The sequence below is a fragment of the Micromonospora sp. CNZ297 genome, from assembly GCF_007827625.1.
Window position 1 is genome coordinate 153,710 of record NZ_VISU01000002.1, and the last position, 16,219, is coordinate 169,928.

14 protein-coding genes are annotated in these 16,219 nt (G+C 71.8%); 6 read left to right on the plus strand and 8 right to left on the minus strand.

Translation table 11 applies throughout. The features are described from left to right. Positions 1-2: 2 nt before the first annotated feature. Positions 3-1,529, minus strand: a complete 1,527-nt coding sequence (gene pdxR / locus FB454_RS04040) for a MocR-like pyridoxine biosynthesis transcription factor PdxR (RefSeq protein ID WP_013288211.1) — start codon at positions 1,527-1,529, stop codon at positions 3-5. A 185-nt stretch (positions 1,530-1,714) separates the two neighbouring features. On the opposite strand from pdxR, the gene FB454_RS04045 reads away from it, so the two are divergent. From FB454_RS04045 to FB454_RS04055, 3 genes are all read left to right on the plus strand, one after another. Then, a complete protein-coding gene (locus FB454_RS04045) occupies positions 1,715-2,803 on the plus strand; it encodes a 3-isopropylmalate dehydrogenase (protein ID WP_071097937.1) in 1,089 nt (362 codons plus the stop codon). Between the two features lie 7 nt (positions 2,804-2,810). Then, the gene (locus FB454_RS04050; protein ID WP_071097935.1) at positions 2,811-3,773 is read left to right on the plus strand and encodes a formylglycine-generating enzyme family protein; all 963 of its coding nucleotides are present in this window, start codon (positions 2,811-2,813) and stop codon (positions 3,771-3,773) included. 124 nt (positions 3,774-3,897) lie between these two features. Beyond that, on the plus strand, positions 3,898-5,415 hold the full coding sequence (locus FB454_RS04055; protein WP_145822494.1) for an ABC transporter substrate-binding protein: 1,518 nt from the start codon (positions 3,898-3,900) through the stop codon (positions 5,413-5,415). A gap of 698 nt (positions 5,416-6,113) precedes the next feature. Here FB454_RS04055 and FB454_RS04060 read toward each other — a convergent pair. The 4 genes from FB454_RS04060 to FB454_RS04075 form a co-directional block, all read right to left on the minus strand. Next, complete coding sequence (locus FB454_RS04060) at positions 6,114-7,586, minus strand: P1 family peptidase (RefSeq protein ID WP_145822495.1); 1,473 nt, start codon at positions 7,584-7,586, stop codon at positions 6,114-6,116. A 191-nt stretch (positions 7,587-7,777) separates the two neighbouring features. After that, positions 7,778-8,494, minus strand: coding sequence for a FadR/GntR family transcriptional regulator (locus tag FB454_RS04065; protein WP_225319458.1), 717 nt, complete (start codon positions 8,492-8,494; stop codon positions 7,778-7,780). Between the two features lie 114 nt (positions 8,495-8,608). Next, positions 8,609-9,019 (minus strand): Asp23/Gls24 family envelope stress response protein, encoded by a 411-nt coding sequence (locus tag FB454_RS04070; RefSeq protein WP_013288217.1) that lies wholly within the window; start codon positions 9,017-9,019, stop codon positions 8,609-8,611. Positions 9,020-9,110: 91 nt separating this feature from the next. Beyond that, entirely contained in the window at positions 9,111-11,246 is a 2,136-nt protein-coding gene (locus tag FB454_RS04075) for a DUF3533 domain-containing protein (RefSeq protein WP_145822496.1), read from the minus strand. A gap of 151 nt (positions 11,247-11,397) precedes the next feature. On the opposite strand from FB454_RS04075, the gene FB454_RS04080 reads away from it, so the two are divergent. Next, the gene (locus FB454_RS04080) at positions 11,398-12,045 is read left to right on the plus strand and encodes a TetR/AcrR family transcriptional regulator (RefSeq protein WP_013288219.1); all 648 of its coding nucleotides are present in this window, start codon (positions 11,398-11,400) and stop codon (positions 12,043-12,045) included. A 33-nt stretch (positions 12,046-12,078) separates the two neighbouring features. Here the strand turns inward: FB454_RS04080 and meaB are convergent, their stop codons facing one another. The 3 genes from meaB to FB454_RS04095 are packed head-to-tail and all read right to left on the minus strand — an operon-like array spanning position 12,079 to position 14,571. After that, entirely contained in the window at positions 12,079-13,080 is a 1,002-nt protein-coding gene (meaB, locus tag FB454_RS04085; RefSeq protein ID WP_013288220.1) for a methylmalonyl Co-A mutase-associated GTPase MeaB, read from the minus strand. Positions 13,081-13,085: 5 nt separating this feature from the next. Next, complete coding sequence (locus tag FB454_RS04090) at positions 13,086-14,279, minus strand: acetyl-CoA C-acetyltransferase (RefSeq protein WP_013288221.1); 1,194 nt, start codon at positions 14,277-14,279, stop codon at positions 13,086-13,088. Between the two features lie 34 nt (positions 14,280-14,313). Next, the gene (locus FB454_RS04095; protein WP_145822497.1) at positions 14,314-14,571 is read right to left on the minus strand and encodes a helix-turn-helix domain-containing protein; all 258 of its coding nucleotides are present in this window, start codon (positions 14,569-14,571) and stop codon (positions 14,314-14,316) included. A 123-nt stretch (positions 14,572-14,694) separates the two neighbouring features. Here FB454_RS04095 and FB454_RS04100 point away from each other — a divergent pair, with 123 nt between their 5' ends. Together FB454_RS04100 and FB454_RS04105 are read left to right on the plus strand one after the other, a co-directional pair. Continuing rightward, positions 14,695-14,937, plus strand: coding sequence for a helix-turn-helix domain-containing protein (locus tag FB454_RS04100; protein WP_145822498.1), 243 nt, complete (start codon positions 14,695-14,697; stop codon positions 14,935-14,937). Positions 14,938-15,071: 134 nt separating this feature from the next. Next, positions 15,072-16,208, plus strand: a complete 1,137-nt coding sequence (locus tag FB454_RS04105) for a DUF932 domain-containing protein (RefSeq protein ID WP_145822499.1) — start codon at positions 15,072-15,074, stop codon at positions 16,206-16,208. Positions 16,209-16,219 lie beyond the last annotated feature (11 nt).

The window sequence follows — 16,219 nt, forward strand, 5'->3', positions numbered from 1 at the left end:
GGTTACGAACTCCGCCCTCGGAGGGGAACGTCCAGTTTCCGGGTCGGTGGGGGTACCAGCCGTGGCCGGACCTGGTCTTCTACGGCCGCGGCGACCCGCCGCACCCCCTCCTCGATGCGGTCCAGCGGCATCACCTGGTACCCCAGGCGCAGGTGGTGACGCGGCGCCGGCCGGGTGGCCCAGTACGGCGCGCCCGGGTCCAGCAGGACGCCCTGGCGGCGCAACTCCCGGGCCAGTTCTCCGGCGTCCAGCCCCGGCGGGCCGGTGATCCAGCGGGCCAGCCCGCCGCGCGGCACCGGCTGCGGTCCCCAGCGCACGTGCCGCTCGACCGCCCGCACCATCTCCTCGTACAGCCCCTGGTAGTGGGCGCGGACGCGGCGCACGTGGCGGGCCAGGTCCCGGCTGGCGATCATCTGCGCGAGGGCGCGTTGCATCGGGCCGGGCGGGTGACGCAGCACGTAGCGGGAGCGGGCCCGCATGGCGTCCACGAGCGCCGGGGACGCCACCACGTAGCCGAGCCGCAGCCCGGGTGCCAGCAGCTTGCTGAAGCTGCCGAGGTAGACCACGCGGTCCTCGTCGTCGAGCGCCCGCACCGCCACCGCGGGCATCCCCCGGAACGTCATCTCCGGGTCGTAGTCGTCCTCGATCACGACCGCGTCCGCCGCCCCGGCCCGGCGCAGCAGCTCCTCACGCCGGGACGCCGACATGGTCGCGCCGGTCGGGTACTGGTGGCTCGGCGTGACGTACACGAGCTGGGCGCCGTGCAGGTCCGCCGGCAGGTCCTCGACGACCAGGCCGTCCTCGTCGACCCGGCCGGGCACCACGTCGGCGCCGGCCATCTGCATGATCGTCCGGGCGTCGGGGTAGCCGGGGTCCTCGACGAGCACCACGCTGCCCGGCCGGACGAGGACGCTCGCCAGCAGGTGCAGCGCGTGCGTCGAACCCAGCGTGATCATCACCTGGTCCGGGTGGGCGGAGATGCCGCGCGCGGGCAGCACGTGCTCGCAGAGCTGACGCACCAGTTCCGGGTCGTCGGCCTGGCCGGCGTCCCCGATGACCCGGGACAGCCCGTCCTGCCGCAGCGCCTCACGCTGCGCCCGCTCCCACGCGCCGATCGGGAACATGGACGGGTCGGGCTGGCCGACCACGAACGGGAACGGCGCCCGCGCCCAGGCCGGATCCCGGTGCACCGGAGTGGGCGGCGGTTCCGGCAGCCGCGCCTCCCAGTCGATCGGCTGCATCGGCGAGCGGGCGGTCCGCCGCGCGGCCCGCATCCGCACCACCGCGTCGGAGGAGACGTAGAGACCGCGCCGCGGGACGGTCACGATCAGACCCTGCTCCATGAGCCGGTCGTACGCGGTCAGCACGGTGTTCCGGGAGACGCCGAGCGCCTCGGCCAGGCGGCGCGTGCTGGGCAGCGGGCCGTCGTCGTACTGCCCCGCGAGGATGGCGTCCTCGAGCCCGGTGATGATCTGCTCGTAGAGCGGAACCGTGCTCTGCGGGTTGACCGGCAGCAGGAAATCCGCCACCTCGACCTCCCACTCCCGCGGGGGTCTCGCCTCGTCCCGTCGTCGTACGCCCTGCACACGCCCTGTGCGTCCCGCTGGTACTAGCCTAGCCGGAGACCTGGACCTGTTGCGGAGGGCCCGTTCCCGCCACGCTTGGCCGGGCGATGGCAGGTGACGGTCTCCTGCACGCGGACAGGGGTGGACTCATGAGCGCCCAGCGAATCGCGCTGGTGCCCGGCGACGGCATCGGACCGGAGGTCACCGCGCAGGCGGTCAAGGCGTGCGACGCCGCCGCCCGACGGTTCGGGATCGACCTGGTCTGGGAGGACTACGAACTCGGCGCGGACTACTGGCGGATAACCGGCCAGGTCGTGCCGCCGGACGTGGAACAGGAACTGGCCAAGGCGGACGCCATTCTCTTCGGGGCCGTCGGTGACCCGTCGGTGCCGCCCGGCGTGCTGGAACGCGGCCTGGTCATCCACCTGCGGACCGCGTTCGACCAGTATGTGAACCTGCGGCCGGTCAAGCTGCTGCCAGGCGTGCCCACGCCCATCGGCGGGCTCCGCCCGGAGCAGTGCGACCTGGTGATCCTGCGGGAGAACACCGAGGGCGCCTACGTCGGCGCCGGCGGCTTCATCCACCGGGGCGGGCCGGACGAGATCGCCACCCAGGAGTCGGTGAACACCCGCAAGGGCGTCGAACGCCTCATCCGGCACGGCTTCCGGCTGGCCCTGAGCCGCCGCAAGCACGTCACCCTGGTGCACAAGGCGAACATCCTCACGTACGCCGGCGACCTGTGGCAGCGGACCTTCGAGGAGGTCGCCGCGGAGTATCCGGACATCGAGGTGGACTACGTGCACGTCGACGCGATGTGCCTCTACCTGGTGACGCAGCCGGAGCGGTTCGACGTCGTGGTCACCGACAACCTGTTCGGCGACATCATCACCGACCTGGGCGCGGCCGTGCAGGGCGGTCTCGGCCTGGCCGCGAGCGGCAACCTCAACCCGACCGGGTCGGCGCCGAGCATGTTCGAGCCGGTGCACGGTTCCGCGCCGGACATCGCCGGCCGCGGCTGGGCCAACCCCGCGGGCTCGATCCTCAGCGCCGCGCTGATGCTGGAGCACCTGGGCCACCCCGAGGCGGCCCGCTGCCTGGAGGACGGGGTGAAGGCGGTGCTGCCGCGTCTGGGCGCCATGCGCGGGCCGGAGATGGGCATGTCGACCGAGGACTTCGGCGACGCGGTCGCCGCCGTCATCGGCGAGGGCGCGTACCAGGCGGACGCCCTGCCGGCGTGACACGGATGTGAGCACCGAACCGGTCGATCCGGGCGACGGCGGGGGCACTCCCCCGCCGTCGCCGTGTTGCGCGCCGCGACGCCCGCCCGCCGCCGCCGGCACCGGCGCCGCGGCGGGCGCGAGCGCCGTCCGCTCACCATTCCGGGGTACGGACGACCTGATCGCGCTGCCCGGCGGCACCTTCCTCATGGGCACCGACGACCCGGAGGGCTTCCCGGAGGACCTGGAGGGACCGGTCCGGCCGGTGGCTGTGGCCCCGTTCGCGATCGCCGCGACACCGGTGACGAACCGGCAGTTCGCCCGCTTCGTCGACGCCACCGGCTACCGCACGGACGCGGAACGGTACGGCTGGTCGTTCGTCTTCCACCTGCTGCTGGCACCGTCCGCGCACCGGTACGTGCTGGACGCGTCGGTGCCGCAGGCGCCGTGGTGGCTGGCGGTCGAGGGAGCGCACTGGGCCGCCCCGGACGGGCCCGGTTCGGACGTACGCGGGCGCGAGCGGCACCCCGTCGTGCACGTCTCCCACCGGGACGCCGAGGCGTACTGCCTGTGGTCCGGCACCCGGTTGGCCACCGAGGCCGAGTGGGAGTACGCGGCGCGCGGCGGCCTGTCCCAGGCGCGCTACGCCTGGGGCGACGAGCTGACCCCGGACGGGCGGCACCTGTGCAACATCTGGCAGGGTGCCTTCCCTGCTGTCAACACCGCTGAAGACGGGTTCGCAGGCACCTCTCCGGTGACCGCGTTTCCGCCGAACGGCTACGGCCTGTACGACGTCGCGGGCAACGTTTGGGAACTCACGGCCGAACCCTGGCGCGACCGCCGCGGCCGTATCTCACCAGGTGAGAGCGTCATCAGGGGTGGTTCGTACCTGTGCCACGACTCTTATTGCAACCGTTACCGCGTGGCAGCACGGAGTCGGACCACCGTTGACTCCTCAAGTGGCAACACCGGGTTCCGCGTGGCGCGGTAGTCCGGCGCTGATTGGTACCTGCCGACCCCGCTGAACTGGCCCTTTTGCATCGGGTAGCACGCTCATAGTGTCCCGCCTCACAGGCTACGAGCGCCCTTGGCGTTCTTCGCGATGGGACACACGAATGAATCGGCTGAAGATAACGCTGCCCGCCGTGCTGCTCGCCACGGCGCTGGCTCTGACCGCGTGCAGTAGCGACGGCGACTCGAAGACCACCACCGGCGGTGGTTCCGGCAACGGTACGGTCACCCTCGGCGCCTACCTCGAGCCGGTGAGCCTCGACCTGACCGCCGAGGCCGGCGCCGCGATCCCGCAGGTCCTGCTCTACAACGTGTACGAGGGCCTGGTGCGCCAGAACGCCGACACCGGCGAGGTGGAGCCGCTGCTGGCCAGCGAGTGGAAGGTGTCCGACGACGGCACCAAGTACTCGTTCAAGCTCCGCGACGGCGTGACCTTCCACGACGGCCAGAAGCTCACCGCGCAGGACGTGGTGTGGAGCTTCAAGCGGGTGACCGCCGAGGGCTCGACGAACCCGTTCAAGTCGCAGATGACAGTCGTGAAGACCGTCGAGGCGCCGGACGCGTCCACAGTGGACGTGACGCTGTCCCGGCCCAGCCAGAGCTGGCTGTTCGACGTCGCCGGCCGCGTCGGCGTGGTGCTCAAGGAGAACGCCACCGACCTGGGGACGAAGCCGAACGGCACCGGCCCGTTCAAGTTCGACAAGTGGAACCGCGGCGACAGCATCACCCTGGTCCGCAACGACGGCTACTGGGGCGAGAAGGCGAAGGTCGGCACCGCCGTCTTCCGGTACATCACCGACGCCAACGCGCTCAACAACGCGATGCTCTCCGGCCAGCTCGACATCGTGGCGAACATCCAGGCGCCGCAGCTGCTCGAGGTGTTCAAGGGCAACAAGCAGTTCGAGGTGGTCGAGGGCAAGACGACCGGTGAGGTCGTCCTGGCCATGAACAACGGCAAGGGCCCGCTGGCCGACGCCCGGGTGCGCCAGGCCATCCGCCACGCGATCGACCACGACGCGCTCATCAAGACCGTCTGGTCCGGCTACGGCACGAAGATCGGCAGCATGGTGCCGCCCAGCGACCCCTGGTACGAGGACCGCACCGGGGACTTCCCGCACGACCCCGCCAAGGCCAAGCAGCTGCTCGCCGAGGCCGGCCACGCAGGCGGGCTCACCCTGACCATGGACGTCCCGCCGCCCGGCTACGCCCGCGCGTCCGCGCAGTTCGTCGCCTCGCAGCTCGCCGAGGTCGGCATCAAGGTGACCCAGAACAACGTCGAGATGCCGCAGTGGCTCGACAAGGTGCTCGGCAAGGCCAACTACGACCTGTCGATCATCGCCCACGTCGAGCCGCGTGACCTGGTCCGCTACGGCCAGCCGGAGTACTACTACCGCTACAAGAACCCGGCCGTCACGCAGCTCATGAACGAGGCCGACACGGCTCTGGACGCGGCGACCCGGGACAAGAAGTTCGCCGAGGCCGCGAAGGTCATCTCGCAGGAGGCCGCCAGCGACTGGCTGTTCCTGCTGCCGAACCTCGCGGTGATCCGCGACGGCGTCGAGGGTTACCCGAAGGACGCGGTGACCCAGTCCTTCGACGTCACCAAGGTGTCCAAGAAGTAGCCCAGCACCACGCACAGAAGGACCTGGTGGGCTCCCGCCCACCAGGTCCTTCTGTCATTCCCCCGCTCCCCCTCCCCGCTCCCCCTCCCCCTCCCCCTCCCCGCGATCTTGCACTTGCTGCCCCTGGTGCGGGGGATTTGACCCCGTTCGTCGGGACACCAAGTGCAAGATCGAGGGTCCAGGAGGGCCGGGGTTGCCCGGGAGCCGTGATCGGTGCGCAGTGGACTGACGCAGTCGAGGTGTGTCGCCTCCGTGAAACCCTGCGTGCCCGAGGGCTCGGGGCGTCGACACAACGCACTGCCGAGCGAGGGCTGAACCTCGGGTGTACGCGTTCCGCCCCGTCGACGACCACGCCCAGCCCTACGGTGTGGCCTCCGTGCTCTGCGCCAGCGCGACGCAACGAGCTGCCGAGGGCAGCTCATTCCCGCTCCCTCGGCACACCGAAGGGCTGACGTGCTGCCAAGTGGCTCGGCTTTGAACGCCCTCCTCCGTCGATCTTGGAGTTGTAGCGCCTGGGATGCCCTGTATGCGAGCTGCGCGAGGTGCCACAACTCCAAGATCGACGGTCATGCCGGGCGCGGACGATCCACCGGCCGGCGACCTGGGAACGACGCGAGGCGGGCCCCGTCCGGGTGGACGGAACCCGCCTCGATCGTCACGCGCCTACTGTGCCGGCGCGAGGTGAGACAGCGTGTGTGTCAGCTGAGCCGGGTGGACGGCGCCCGGCGACGTCCCCGCAGGTGCATGCCCAGCAGGCCGACACCGAGGACGGCGGCGGCCAGCAGGCCCGTGGTCACGCCCGTCGAGAGCGTGGGGCCACCGGTGTTGCCGGAGGCGAGAACCATGCCGTTCTGCGACTCCTGACCGGCGTCGTTCGTGGTGTTGCCCGCCGGAGCGGCGTTCGGCTTGCCCTTGCCCTTGTCCTTGCCCTTGTCGGCACCGGCCGGCGCGGGGACCGGGATCTGCGCCAGCGCCTGGGTCGCCTGGGCGAAGGTCTCCGGCGTCACGTCCGGGGCGTTGCCCTGCGTACGCCACTGCTTGAGCTGCTTCATGCCCTTGCAGGCCGAGGGGTAGCGGTCGCAGTAGCTGGTGGTGTTGCCGATGCTCTCGGACGAGAGGACCGCCTTGGCGATGGCACGGGCGAGCGTGCTGGCGCCGGCGTTGAAGATGGCGTTGAGCTGGCGGCTGTCGGCCGGGTCGTTGATCTGGAGCGCCTCGCCCTTGCCGGTGGACACCGCGAACACGGTGTCGCCGTCGCCGAGCGTGTGGATCGGGCTGATCGCGCGGGCCATGCCGTCGTGCGCGTTGCCGGACATGCGCTGCGCGGCGGCCTTCTCCAGCGGGGCGTTGGTGGCCACCACGGCGATCGTGGTGTTGGCCGGCTGCTCGGCGGCGGCGGCCGGCGGGGTCGGCGGGTTGCACTCCTTCTTCTTGGGAGCCTTGTACCCGGCGAACTCGTTGCCGATGCCGTACTTGACGCCGTACAGGGTGCAGTCGGCCGGGTCGACCGGGGAGCCGGCCGGGTTCACGATCACCATCGCGCCGACGTAGATGCCGTCGCCGAGGTGGACGCTCGCGGTGCCGACGCCGCCGCGCATGCCGCCGCCACGGGCGCCGGTGCCGCCGCCGACGCCGCCCTGGCGAACCGGACCGTCCGAGGTGGCCTGTGCCGCGAGGTAACCCCACTCGGCGGAGGTGCGGGCCTTCGGGTCGCCGCCACGGCCGAGGTCGAAGATGTCCGCGGCCGGCACGATCGGGGCCACGCCGCCGGCGCCGACGCGTACGCCCTCGCCCCGGTCCTCCAGCCAGCGGATGATGCCGTTGGTGGCCGACAGCCCGTACATGCTGCTGCCGCCGAGCTGGATCGCGTTGACGCCCGGGTTGGAGTTGAGCGGGCTGAGCAGGTCGGTCTCCTTGGTGGCGGGGGCGCCACCACGCTGGTCCACACTCGCCACGGACATCTGCGGCATGTAGACGACCGAGGTGCCGGTCAGGTACGGAGCGGTGTCGGACTGGACCTGGCCGACCTGGATGCCGGGAACGTCGGTGATGGCGTTGTGGGCACCCGGTGCGCCGGCGGCGGGGTTGGCCGACGCGGGCGACGCGACGAGCACGAGTCCCGGACAGACCAGGGCTGCCGCGGCGAGCGCGGCGAATCTGGACGACTTCATGCAGCTTCTCCCATGCGAAGCGGTGCGACCTCCGCCCCGATCCGGGGCGGTCGATGCATTGGGCAACTGGTGGTCCCCCGTGGTACACGACGAGATGTGGGGGAGGCTACTGGTCAGACCAGTTGAAGGGAAGAGCCTGCTCAGCTGATGGCCGCCTCGGATAATCCGAGGTCAGGCCACATCAGGCGGATTCAGAGCAATACGTCCACCATCGAGCGCCGCGCCTCCGGCACGTACTCGGCGTAGTAGTGGTGCAGTTCCTGGCGGGTCAGCCGGGCCACCTCGTCGGCCTCGCCCGCGCGCATCGCGTCGATGACCCGGCGGTGGTGCGCGAGCGTGCGCTCCATCAGCGCCTCACGATCCGGGGCCTCCGCGAGCTTCGTGGAGATCAGATCGAGCACCATGCTGCGGACCGCGTCGAGGCAGAGCACCAGAAGTTCGTTCCCGGACAGGCGGGCGACGTGCTCGTGGAAGCGGACGTCCGCCGCGCTGAACGCCTCGTAGCCGTCGGCCACCGCGTCCCGCATGCCCGCCAGCGCCTGCTCCAGTTCGTCCAACTCGGACGGTGACGCCTGCCGGGCCGCGACCGATCCCGCCGCCGATTCGATGATCATGCGGAACTGGAGCAGCTCCGCCACGCCGAGCCGCCGGCTGTCCACGACCCGGGCGAACAGCTTGCGCATCGCCGAGGCGGTCGAGGCGATCACCTGGGGCCCGAGCGGGTCACCGGGGCGCGAGCGGACCAGGCCGCTGCTCTCCAGCACGCGCAGCGCCTCACGCACGGTCGACCGGCTGACGTCGAACTGGGTCGTCAGCTCGCGCTCGCTGGGCAGCCGGTCCCCCGGCCGCAGATCGCCGGCGGCGATCCGCTCCTCGACCTGCCGGACGATCCCCTCGTACGCCCTCACGGTTCGCACTGGAGCGAACGAGACAGCCTTCGGCATGGCGAACCTCCCGACGCACGGCGGCCTCGCGCCGCTGGGAACAACGGTACGGGTCGTCTGCCCGCCGGAGGGGCAGGGTCAGGCGGCAGGAGGCGGCGAGCCCATCGCCACGTCGTCGACCTTGATGTTGATCTCGTCGACCCGCAGCCCGTACGCCTCGACGGCGGACGCGACAGCGGCCCGCACCTCGTCGGTGACCTGCGGAACCGGGTGACCGGCCGCGATCACGAGGACCAGGTTGATCACCGCCGCGCCGTTCGTGACGTGGGCCGAGCAGCCCCGGCGGGCGTCGCCGACCTGATCGAGCCCGACCCGGTCGAGCACCGCGTTGAAGAACCGGGCCACGTCACCGCCCAGCTCGGCCACCCCGGGCACCCCGCGGGTGGCGGCCACCGCGATCTTCTCCACCACCTCGTCGGAGACGTGCGTGGTCCCGCCCGCCACCGCGTCCGGCGTGATCGACAGTTCCTGGGTCGCCTCGTCAGCCATGCTCTCCCACCCGTCGCACCGCCCCGCGCCGACGGCGTGGGGCGGTGCGAGCGTACTAGGCGCGGGCGTTCCGCAGCGGACGGAGCCCGGTTCAGCGCGCCCCGGCCGGCGCCGGCTCGCCGACGATCCCGTCCAGCCCGCCGGAGGTGTCCGGCGCCGGGTGCGGCCCGGTTCCGCCGGCCGTCCGCTCCCGGCGCCGGAGCCACCAGTCGACGCCGAGGTTGAGCAGCAGGCCGACCGCTGCCCAGATCGCCACGACGGCGAGGTTCCGAGCGACGCCGACGCCGTCGAAGTAGGTGAGCGACCGGGCCGTGTCCACGGCGGCGGGCAGCGGCAGGACGCCCTGGAGCGTCCGGAAGAACTCCGGCACCATGTAGATCGACAGGCCGCCGCCGGAGGCCGGTACGCCGGCCATCATCAGCACCACCATCATCGGGACGATCGCGGCGAGGCCGAAGGTGCGGGTGAACACCCCGGTCACCGACGACACGGCGAAGATGGTGAGGGCCCCGAAACCGATCATCTCCAGGGCGCTCCCGTCGACCGCGCCGATGATCACGTCGAACAGCAGCCACAGCCAGGTGGCCATGCCGATCGCCCAGCCGCCGAGGATCGGCAGGAACTGGCGCAGCCGCCGCAGGTGCGGTGCCCCGCCCCGGAGCACGGCGAGCATCAGGAACCCGGACATGATCCAGGACATGCCGACGTACAGGCTGTTGCTGCCCATCGTGTCGGTCCTGCTGAGCGGCGCCACGTCGGTGACCGCCAGCGGCGTCTGCTGCCCGGCGGCGACCTGGCGGAACATGGTCTGCACCATCATGTGCTGGCTGGAACCGGCGGCCGACGACGAGTACAGGGTGGCCTCGCCGCCCGGTGTCGTGGGCAGCACGTACGCGGCGACCAGGTCCTGGGCGAGGATGCGCTCCCTCGCCTCGTCCACCGACGCGGCCACGGAGACGTCGGCGACCCCGCCGAGACCGGCCCGCAGGCCGGCGGCGACCTGCTCCGCCTGCTCGGGGACGGCGGCGACCACGGCTACCGGGATGTCGTGCGGCTCGGGCTTGTGCATGGAGAAGCTCATCAAGCCCACCACGGCGACCAGGATGCTCAGCGGGAACGCCGCCACCGTCACGTACCGGAACCGCTTGGACCGCGGCGGGCCGCCGGCGAGTGCGGGCAGCGGCGTGTCCGGGCCGTCGACCTGCGGCGCCTGCGGGATCGGCGCCCCGCCGCGCTCCTTGAGCAGGCAGAGCAGCACGGCGGCGACGATCCAGGCGGCGAGCGTCAGCAGGTGGACGCCGATGCCCCGGCCGTCGAAGTAGAGCGCCGACCGCAGCGCCTCACCGGCCGCCGGCAGGGGCAGCACCCCGTGCAGGAACTGGAAGAAGCCGGGCATCGTGTCGACCGGCAGCGCCAGGTTCGACGCGGGCATGCCGAGCACGACGAAGAACAGCATCCCGAGCAGGACCGCCAGCGGCCCCATCACCTTGGTGAAGAGCAGCTGGGCGAGACCGACGGCACCGGTCGTGAGCATGCCGACGCCGAGGAACGTGAGGTAGTGGCCGTCGACCGCGCCCACACCGGGTCCGAGGATCAGCCAGATGATCGTGCTGGTCAGCGCCGACCAGCCGGCCGCCAGCGGAACGAACCGCCGCAGGCGCAGCAGGTGCGGGGTGGCCATCAGGAGCATGCTCAGCGGTACGTAGCCGGCGAGCATCATGCCCATCGCGGCGAACAGCACCGAGATGCCGGCCCGGTCGTCGTCGGGCAGCGGCGCGACGTCCTCGGTGGTGGACGCCCACTGCTGCTGCACGGCGACCGGGGCGAGGAGCTGTTGCGCGGTGCCGGCGCGGGAGGCGCCGGCCGCCGACGCGGTGATGATCGTCGCCTGGTCCGAACCCGCCACCGGGAGCTGCAACGCGCCGCTGATCTCCCGGTCCCGCAGGAGTTCCACGGCGGCGTCCCGGGACGCGACCAGCCGGGCCTCGACCGGCTCGCCGGCTGCGGCGTTCAACGCGTCGACGACGCCCTGGGCCTCGGCACCGCTGCCGATCACCGCCACCGGCATCTGGCGGGGGTGCGGCGAGTGCATCGTTCCCACGTAGGTCGCGAACATCATCGTGACCATGAGGAACGGCATGACGAAGAGGGCGACCGAGCGGATGATCCGCTCCTTGCGGTCGGCGGCGGTCGGCTCGGCGGGCGCCGGGTCGGTGGAGGGCGGCACAGGCAGGCTCCGGAGGGGTCAACGGCTGCGTCGGCAGCCAAACGTAAGTCAAGTGACTTACGAAGTGTAGGTGACGCGTCCCCCAGAAGACGAAACGACTAGGTTTGGCCTGCGCCACAGCTGGGCGCCGGTCCAGGGGAAGAGAGGGTTCATGGCACGGTCGGAGGCGGCCCGTACCGCGCTGCTCGACGCCGCCGAACGCCTGTTCGCCGAGACCGGGATCGCGCAGGTCTCCGACCGCAGGATCGCCGAGGTCGCGGGCAACACGAACCACTCCGCGGTGCGGTACTACTTCGGCGGCCGGGAGGGCCTGCTCCGGGCACTGGTCGCCCGGCACATGGACGCCCTGGCCGAACCCCGCCGGGCGATGCCCGCGCAACCCGACTCGGTGCTCGGCGACGTCCGCAGCCTCGTACAGCCGTCCATGGCGGTGCTCGCCGGCCTGCCCCGGCCGAGCTGGCGGGCACGTTTCCTCGCCCAGGCCCTGCACGACCCGACGCTGCGGGTGCTGATGCGCGAGGCGTTCGAGTCGGCCTTCGTCGACCTGCCGGTCCGCGCCTCACTGGCGTCCCGCCTGGCGCACCTCGATCCGGGGGTGGTGGCCGGCCGGGCAGCCCTGATCGCCCGCATCGTCATGACCGCCACCGCCGAGGTCGAGGCCCGCGCCGAACAGGACGGGCAGGACCCGCGCTGGCTGGACGTCGGGGACTTCCTCGCCGACGCCATCGCCGGCATGCTGGCGGCCCCGGTCAGCCGGGCCGCCGGAACCGCCAACCCGCTCACCGAAGCGGAACTCTGAGAGGCCGGCCGGGGCGACCCGGCCGGCCGCGCCTCAGGAGCCGAGCTGGGAGAGCAGTTCCTCCGCCGCGGCGTACGGATCGATGGCGCCCTCGGCCACCTTGGCCGCGAGCGTCGGGAGCTGCGTACCGTCGCGCAGTGAGCCGATCCGGGCGCGCAGCACGCCCAGCGCGATGGCCTCGATCTCGGCGGCGGCCCGCGCCTCCCGGCGGCGGCGCAGCTCGCCGTGGCGCTCCAGCCAGTCGCGGTGCTTGTCGATCGCGGCGGCGATGTCGTCGATGCCCTCGGCGCGGGCGGCGATCGAGCGCACCACCTGCGGCCGCCACTCCCCCGGCCCGCGCTCGCCGAGCGCGATCATGCCCTGGATGTCGCGGACGGTGGCGTCCGCGCCGTCCCGGTCGGCCTTGTTCACCACGAAGACGTCGGCGATCTCCAGGATGCCGGCCTTGACCGCCTGGATCGCGTCGCCCATGCCCGGCGCGAGCAGCACGAGCGTGGTGTCGGCCAGCGAGGCCACCTCCACCTCAGCCTGCCCGACGCCGACGGTCTCGACGAGCACCACGTCGCAGCCGGCGCCCTCCAGCACCCGCACCGCCTGCGGCGTCGCCGCAGAGAGACCGCCCAGGTGGCCCCGGCTGGACATCGAGCGGATGTAGACGCCCGGGTCGGTCGCGTGGTCCTGCATCCGGACCCGGTCACCGAGGATCGCGCCGCCGGTGAACGGGCTGGACGGGTCGATGGCCAGCACGCCGACCCGGTGACCGCGCGCCCGCAGCGCCCGGACCAGCTCGTTCGTGGTCGTCGACTTGCCCACGCCGGGCGAGCCGGTCAGGCCGACCACCTGGGCGTGCCCGGCGTACGGCGCGAGCGCCGCCGCCACCTGCGGCAACACCTCGTCGCCGGACTCGACCAGGGTGATCAGCCGGGCCACCGCGCGGGGGTCACCCGCGCGGGCCCGTTCCACCAGCATGGGTACGTCCCGGCTGCGGCGCACCGGGCCGGTGGCCGCCGCCGGGGCGTTACTCGCGTCGTTCAAGACAATCAGCTCTCGGCGCCGTTCGGTACGTGGATGATCAGCGCGTCGCCCTGCCCGCCACCGCCGCAGAGCGCGGCCGCGCCGGTGCCGCCGCCGCGCCGCTTCAGCTCCATCGCGAGCGTGAGGACGAGGCGGGCGCCGGACATGCCGATCGGGTGGCCGAGCGCGATCGCGCCGCCGTTGACGTTGACCTTGTCGGGGCTGATGCCGAGGTCACGGGTGGACTGGATGCCCACCGCCGCGAACGCCTCGTTGATCTCGATGAGGTCGAGGTCCTCGATGCTCAGGCCACCCTTCTTCAGGGCGTGGTTGATCGCGTTCGACGGCTGCGAGTGCAGGGAGTTGTCCGGGCCGGCCACGTTGCCGTGGGCGCCGATCTCGGCCAGCCAGGTCAGGCCCAGTTCCTTGGCCTTGGCCTTGCTCATCACGACCACGGCGGCGGCGCCGTCGGAGATCGGCGAGGAGCTGCCGGCGGTGATGGTGCCGTCCTTGGCGAAGGCGGGACGCAGCTTGCCGAGCGACTCGGCGGTGGTGTCCGGGCGGATGCCCTCGTCCTCGCTGATCACCAGCGGGTCGCCCTTGCGCTGCGGGATGACCACCGGGGTGATCTCGTCGCCGAAGTGGCCGTTCTTCTGCGCGGCGGCGGCGCGCTGGTGGCTGGCCGCGGAGAACGCGTCCTGCTCCTCGCGGGTGATGCCGTGCTTCGCGCCGTGGCGCTCGGTGGACTCGCCCATCGAGCAGCAGTCCCAGGCGTCGGTGAGGCCGTCGAGGGCCATGTGGTCCTTGACGGTCACGTCGCCGTACTTGTAGCCGGAGCGCTGACCGAGCAGCAGGTGCGGGGCGTTGGTCATGGACTCCATGCCGCCGGCCACCACGACGTCGAACTCACCGGCCCGGATGAGCTGGTCGGCGAGCGCGATCGCGTCCAGCCCGGAGAGGCAGACCTTGTTGATGGTCAGCGCCGGGGTGGACATCGGGATGCCGGCCTCGACGGCCGCCTGCCGGGCCGGGATCTGCCCGGCGCCGGCCTGGAGCACCTGGCCCATGATCACGTACTGGACCTGCTCGGGAGCGACGCCGGCGCGCTCCAGGGCCGCCTTGATCGCGATGCCACCCAGCTTGGTCGCGGGGAGGTCCTTGAGGTTGCCCAGCAGGCGCCCCATGGGGGTCCGCGCGCCGCTGACGATCACCGAAGCCATTGCCTGCCTCCGAGGGGGTGCCGACCTGTACGCCTTAACGATTGTTAGGACGCACCATAGCGGAGGGCAGTAGGTCGAGGATGGTGACACCGAGCACGTCGGCGATCGCCTCCAGGTCGTCGAGGTCGAACGCGATCTCCCCGGTCATCCGCCTGGCCAGGGTGCTCTGCTTCATGCCGGCTCGACGGGCGAGCTCGGCTGCGCTGATCCGGCGGCGAGCCAGCAGCACGCGGATTTCCTCCGCGGTGCCTTCGCGGAGCTGACCCCGCCGCACGGTTCCCGTCTTACTCATGGCGACAGCATGACCCGCTAGGCGGGTCATGCGCAACCTCCTGCCCCTGATCCTTTACATCCCTGCATCATCTACCCGCCTAGCGGGTTGACAGACCTCCGGGGATGCGGGTAGAAAGCTCTCATGCAGGAAGTTAACCCGCCAGGCGGGTTGAGGGAAGTCATCGCGGAGAACGTGCGGGTGGAACTCGCCCGCCGCCGGATGAGCCAGCGGGGGCTGGCCGAAGCCACCGGCCTGAGCCAGAGCTACATCGGCCGGCGGCTGACCGGCGAGATGCCGTTCACCACCGACGACCTGGAGCTGATCGCCACTGCACTGTCGGTGCCCGTGACCGCGTTCCTGCCGGCCACGGCGCGCGCCGCGTGACCCCTTTCCCCTGGCAGAAGCCGACCGGCGCACCCCGCCCGTCGAGCATCCCGCAGCCCCGGAACCCGGGGAAGCCGCCGAAACCCACGAAGCCACCGAAGCCCACCAAGCCATCACGGAGGGGATGACTGGAGATGACCGATACCCTGCGACACAGCGACCTCGCCGCCCTCGCGGCGGCCCTGAACGACCAGCGCACCCGCGCCCTGGACCTGGTGGTCCCGGCCCGGGAGATGACCTTCGACGGCGCCGCGCTGCGGCTGCGGGACGTCCCGCCGGTCCTGACCGACGACGGGGTCACCGACCCCAACGGCCGGTACGCGCCGACCGGCGTCGGTGACGAGGGCATCGCCGAGAAGCTGGGCATCCCGGTCAAGTACCTGCGGCGGCTGCGCACCGAGGCCCCCGACCTGTACGACGCCAACGTCAACGGCTGGCTGTCCCGCTCGGCCGACTCCTACCTGGTGCGGCTGCTGCGCGGCGACGCCGACGCGGTCGAGTCCCGGGGCGTGCTGCGCGCGTTCCTGTCCGACCGGTACCGCACCATCGACAACTTCGACGTTCTGCTGGCCGCGTTGCAGGGCATCCAGCGGGCGGGCGTCGACATGCCGGACATCAGCGCGGACCTCACCGACCGGCGCATGTACGTGCGGGTCACCCACCCCGGCGTCGCCGTCTACGCCCCGCAGCTGCTCGACGGCTACCGGTCCCCGTTCAGCGGCCGGACCGGCACCGATAACCCGGTCGTGTTCGCCGGGTTCGTGATCGCCAACTCCGAGACGGGCAACGGCGCGTTCAGCATCACCCCGCGCATCGTCGTCGAGGTCTGCAACAACGGCATGACCATGACCCGCGACGCGATGCGGGAAGTGCACATCGGCGGTCGGCTCGACACCGGTGTCATCCGCTGGTCGGCGGACACGCAGCGCAAGTCGCTGGAACTGGTGACCGCGCAGACCGCCGACGCGGTGGCGACGTTCCTCGACAAGGACTACGTCACCGCGAAGGTCGCCGAGCTGGAGCAGGCCGCCGACGCGTCGGTCACCGACCCGCAGGGCGTCATCACCACGGTCAGCCGCAAGCTCGGGTTCACCGAGGCACAGCAGACCACGATCCTCGACCACTTCATCCGGGGCGGACAGGTCACCGCCGGGGGCGTGCTGCACGCGGTCACCTCGGCCGCGCAGACCCTCGACGACGGCGACGCCGCCTGGGACATGGAGGCCGCCGCGCTGCCCGCCCTCGCGCTGGCCGCCGCCTCCGCCCGATAGCCCTCCTCCCC

Coding starts and splice junctions, on each gene's coding strand:
- FB454_RS04045 (WP_071097937.1), top strand. CDS start 1,715: ATGAGCGCCCAGCGAATCGCGCTGGTGCCCGGCGACGGCATCGGACCG.
- FB454_RS04055 (WP_145822494.1), top strand. CDS start 3,898: ATGAATCGGCTGAAGATAACGCTGCCCGCCGTGCTGCTCGCCACGGCG.
- FB454_RS04060 (WP_145822495.1), bottom strand. CDS start 7,586: ATGAAGTCGTCCAGATTCGCCGCGCTCGCCGCGGCAGCCCTGGTCTGT.
- FB454_RS04070 (WP_013288217.1), bottom strand. CDS start 9,019: ATGGCTGACGAGGCGACCCAGGAACTGTCGATCACGCCGGACGCGGTG.
- FB454_RS04080 (WP_013288219.1), top strand. CDS start 11,398: ATGGCACGGTCGGAGGCGGCCCGTACCGCGCTGCTCGACGCCGCCGAA.
- FB454_RS04090 (WP_013288221.1), bottom strand. CDS start 14,279: ATGGCTTCGGTGATCGTCAGCGGCGCGCGGACCCCCATGGGGCGCCTG.
- FB454_RS04095 (WP_145822497.1), bottom strand. CDS start 14,571: ATGAGTAAGACGGGAACCGTGCGGCGGGGTCAGCTCCGCGAAGGCACC.
- FB454_RS04100 (WP_145822498.1), top strand. CDS start 14,695: ATGCAGGAAGTTAACCCGCCAGGCGGGTTGAGGGAAGTCATCGCGGAG.
- FB454_RS04105 (WP_145822499.1), top strand. CDS start 15,072: ATGACCGATACCCTGCGACACAGCGACCTCGCCGCCCTCGCGGCGGCC.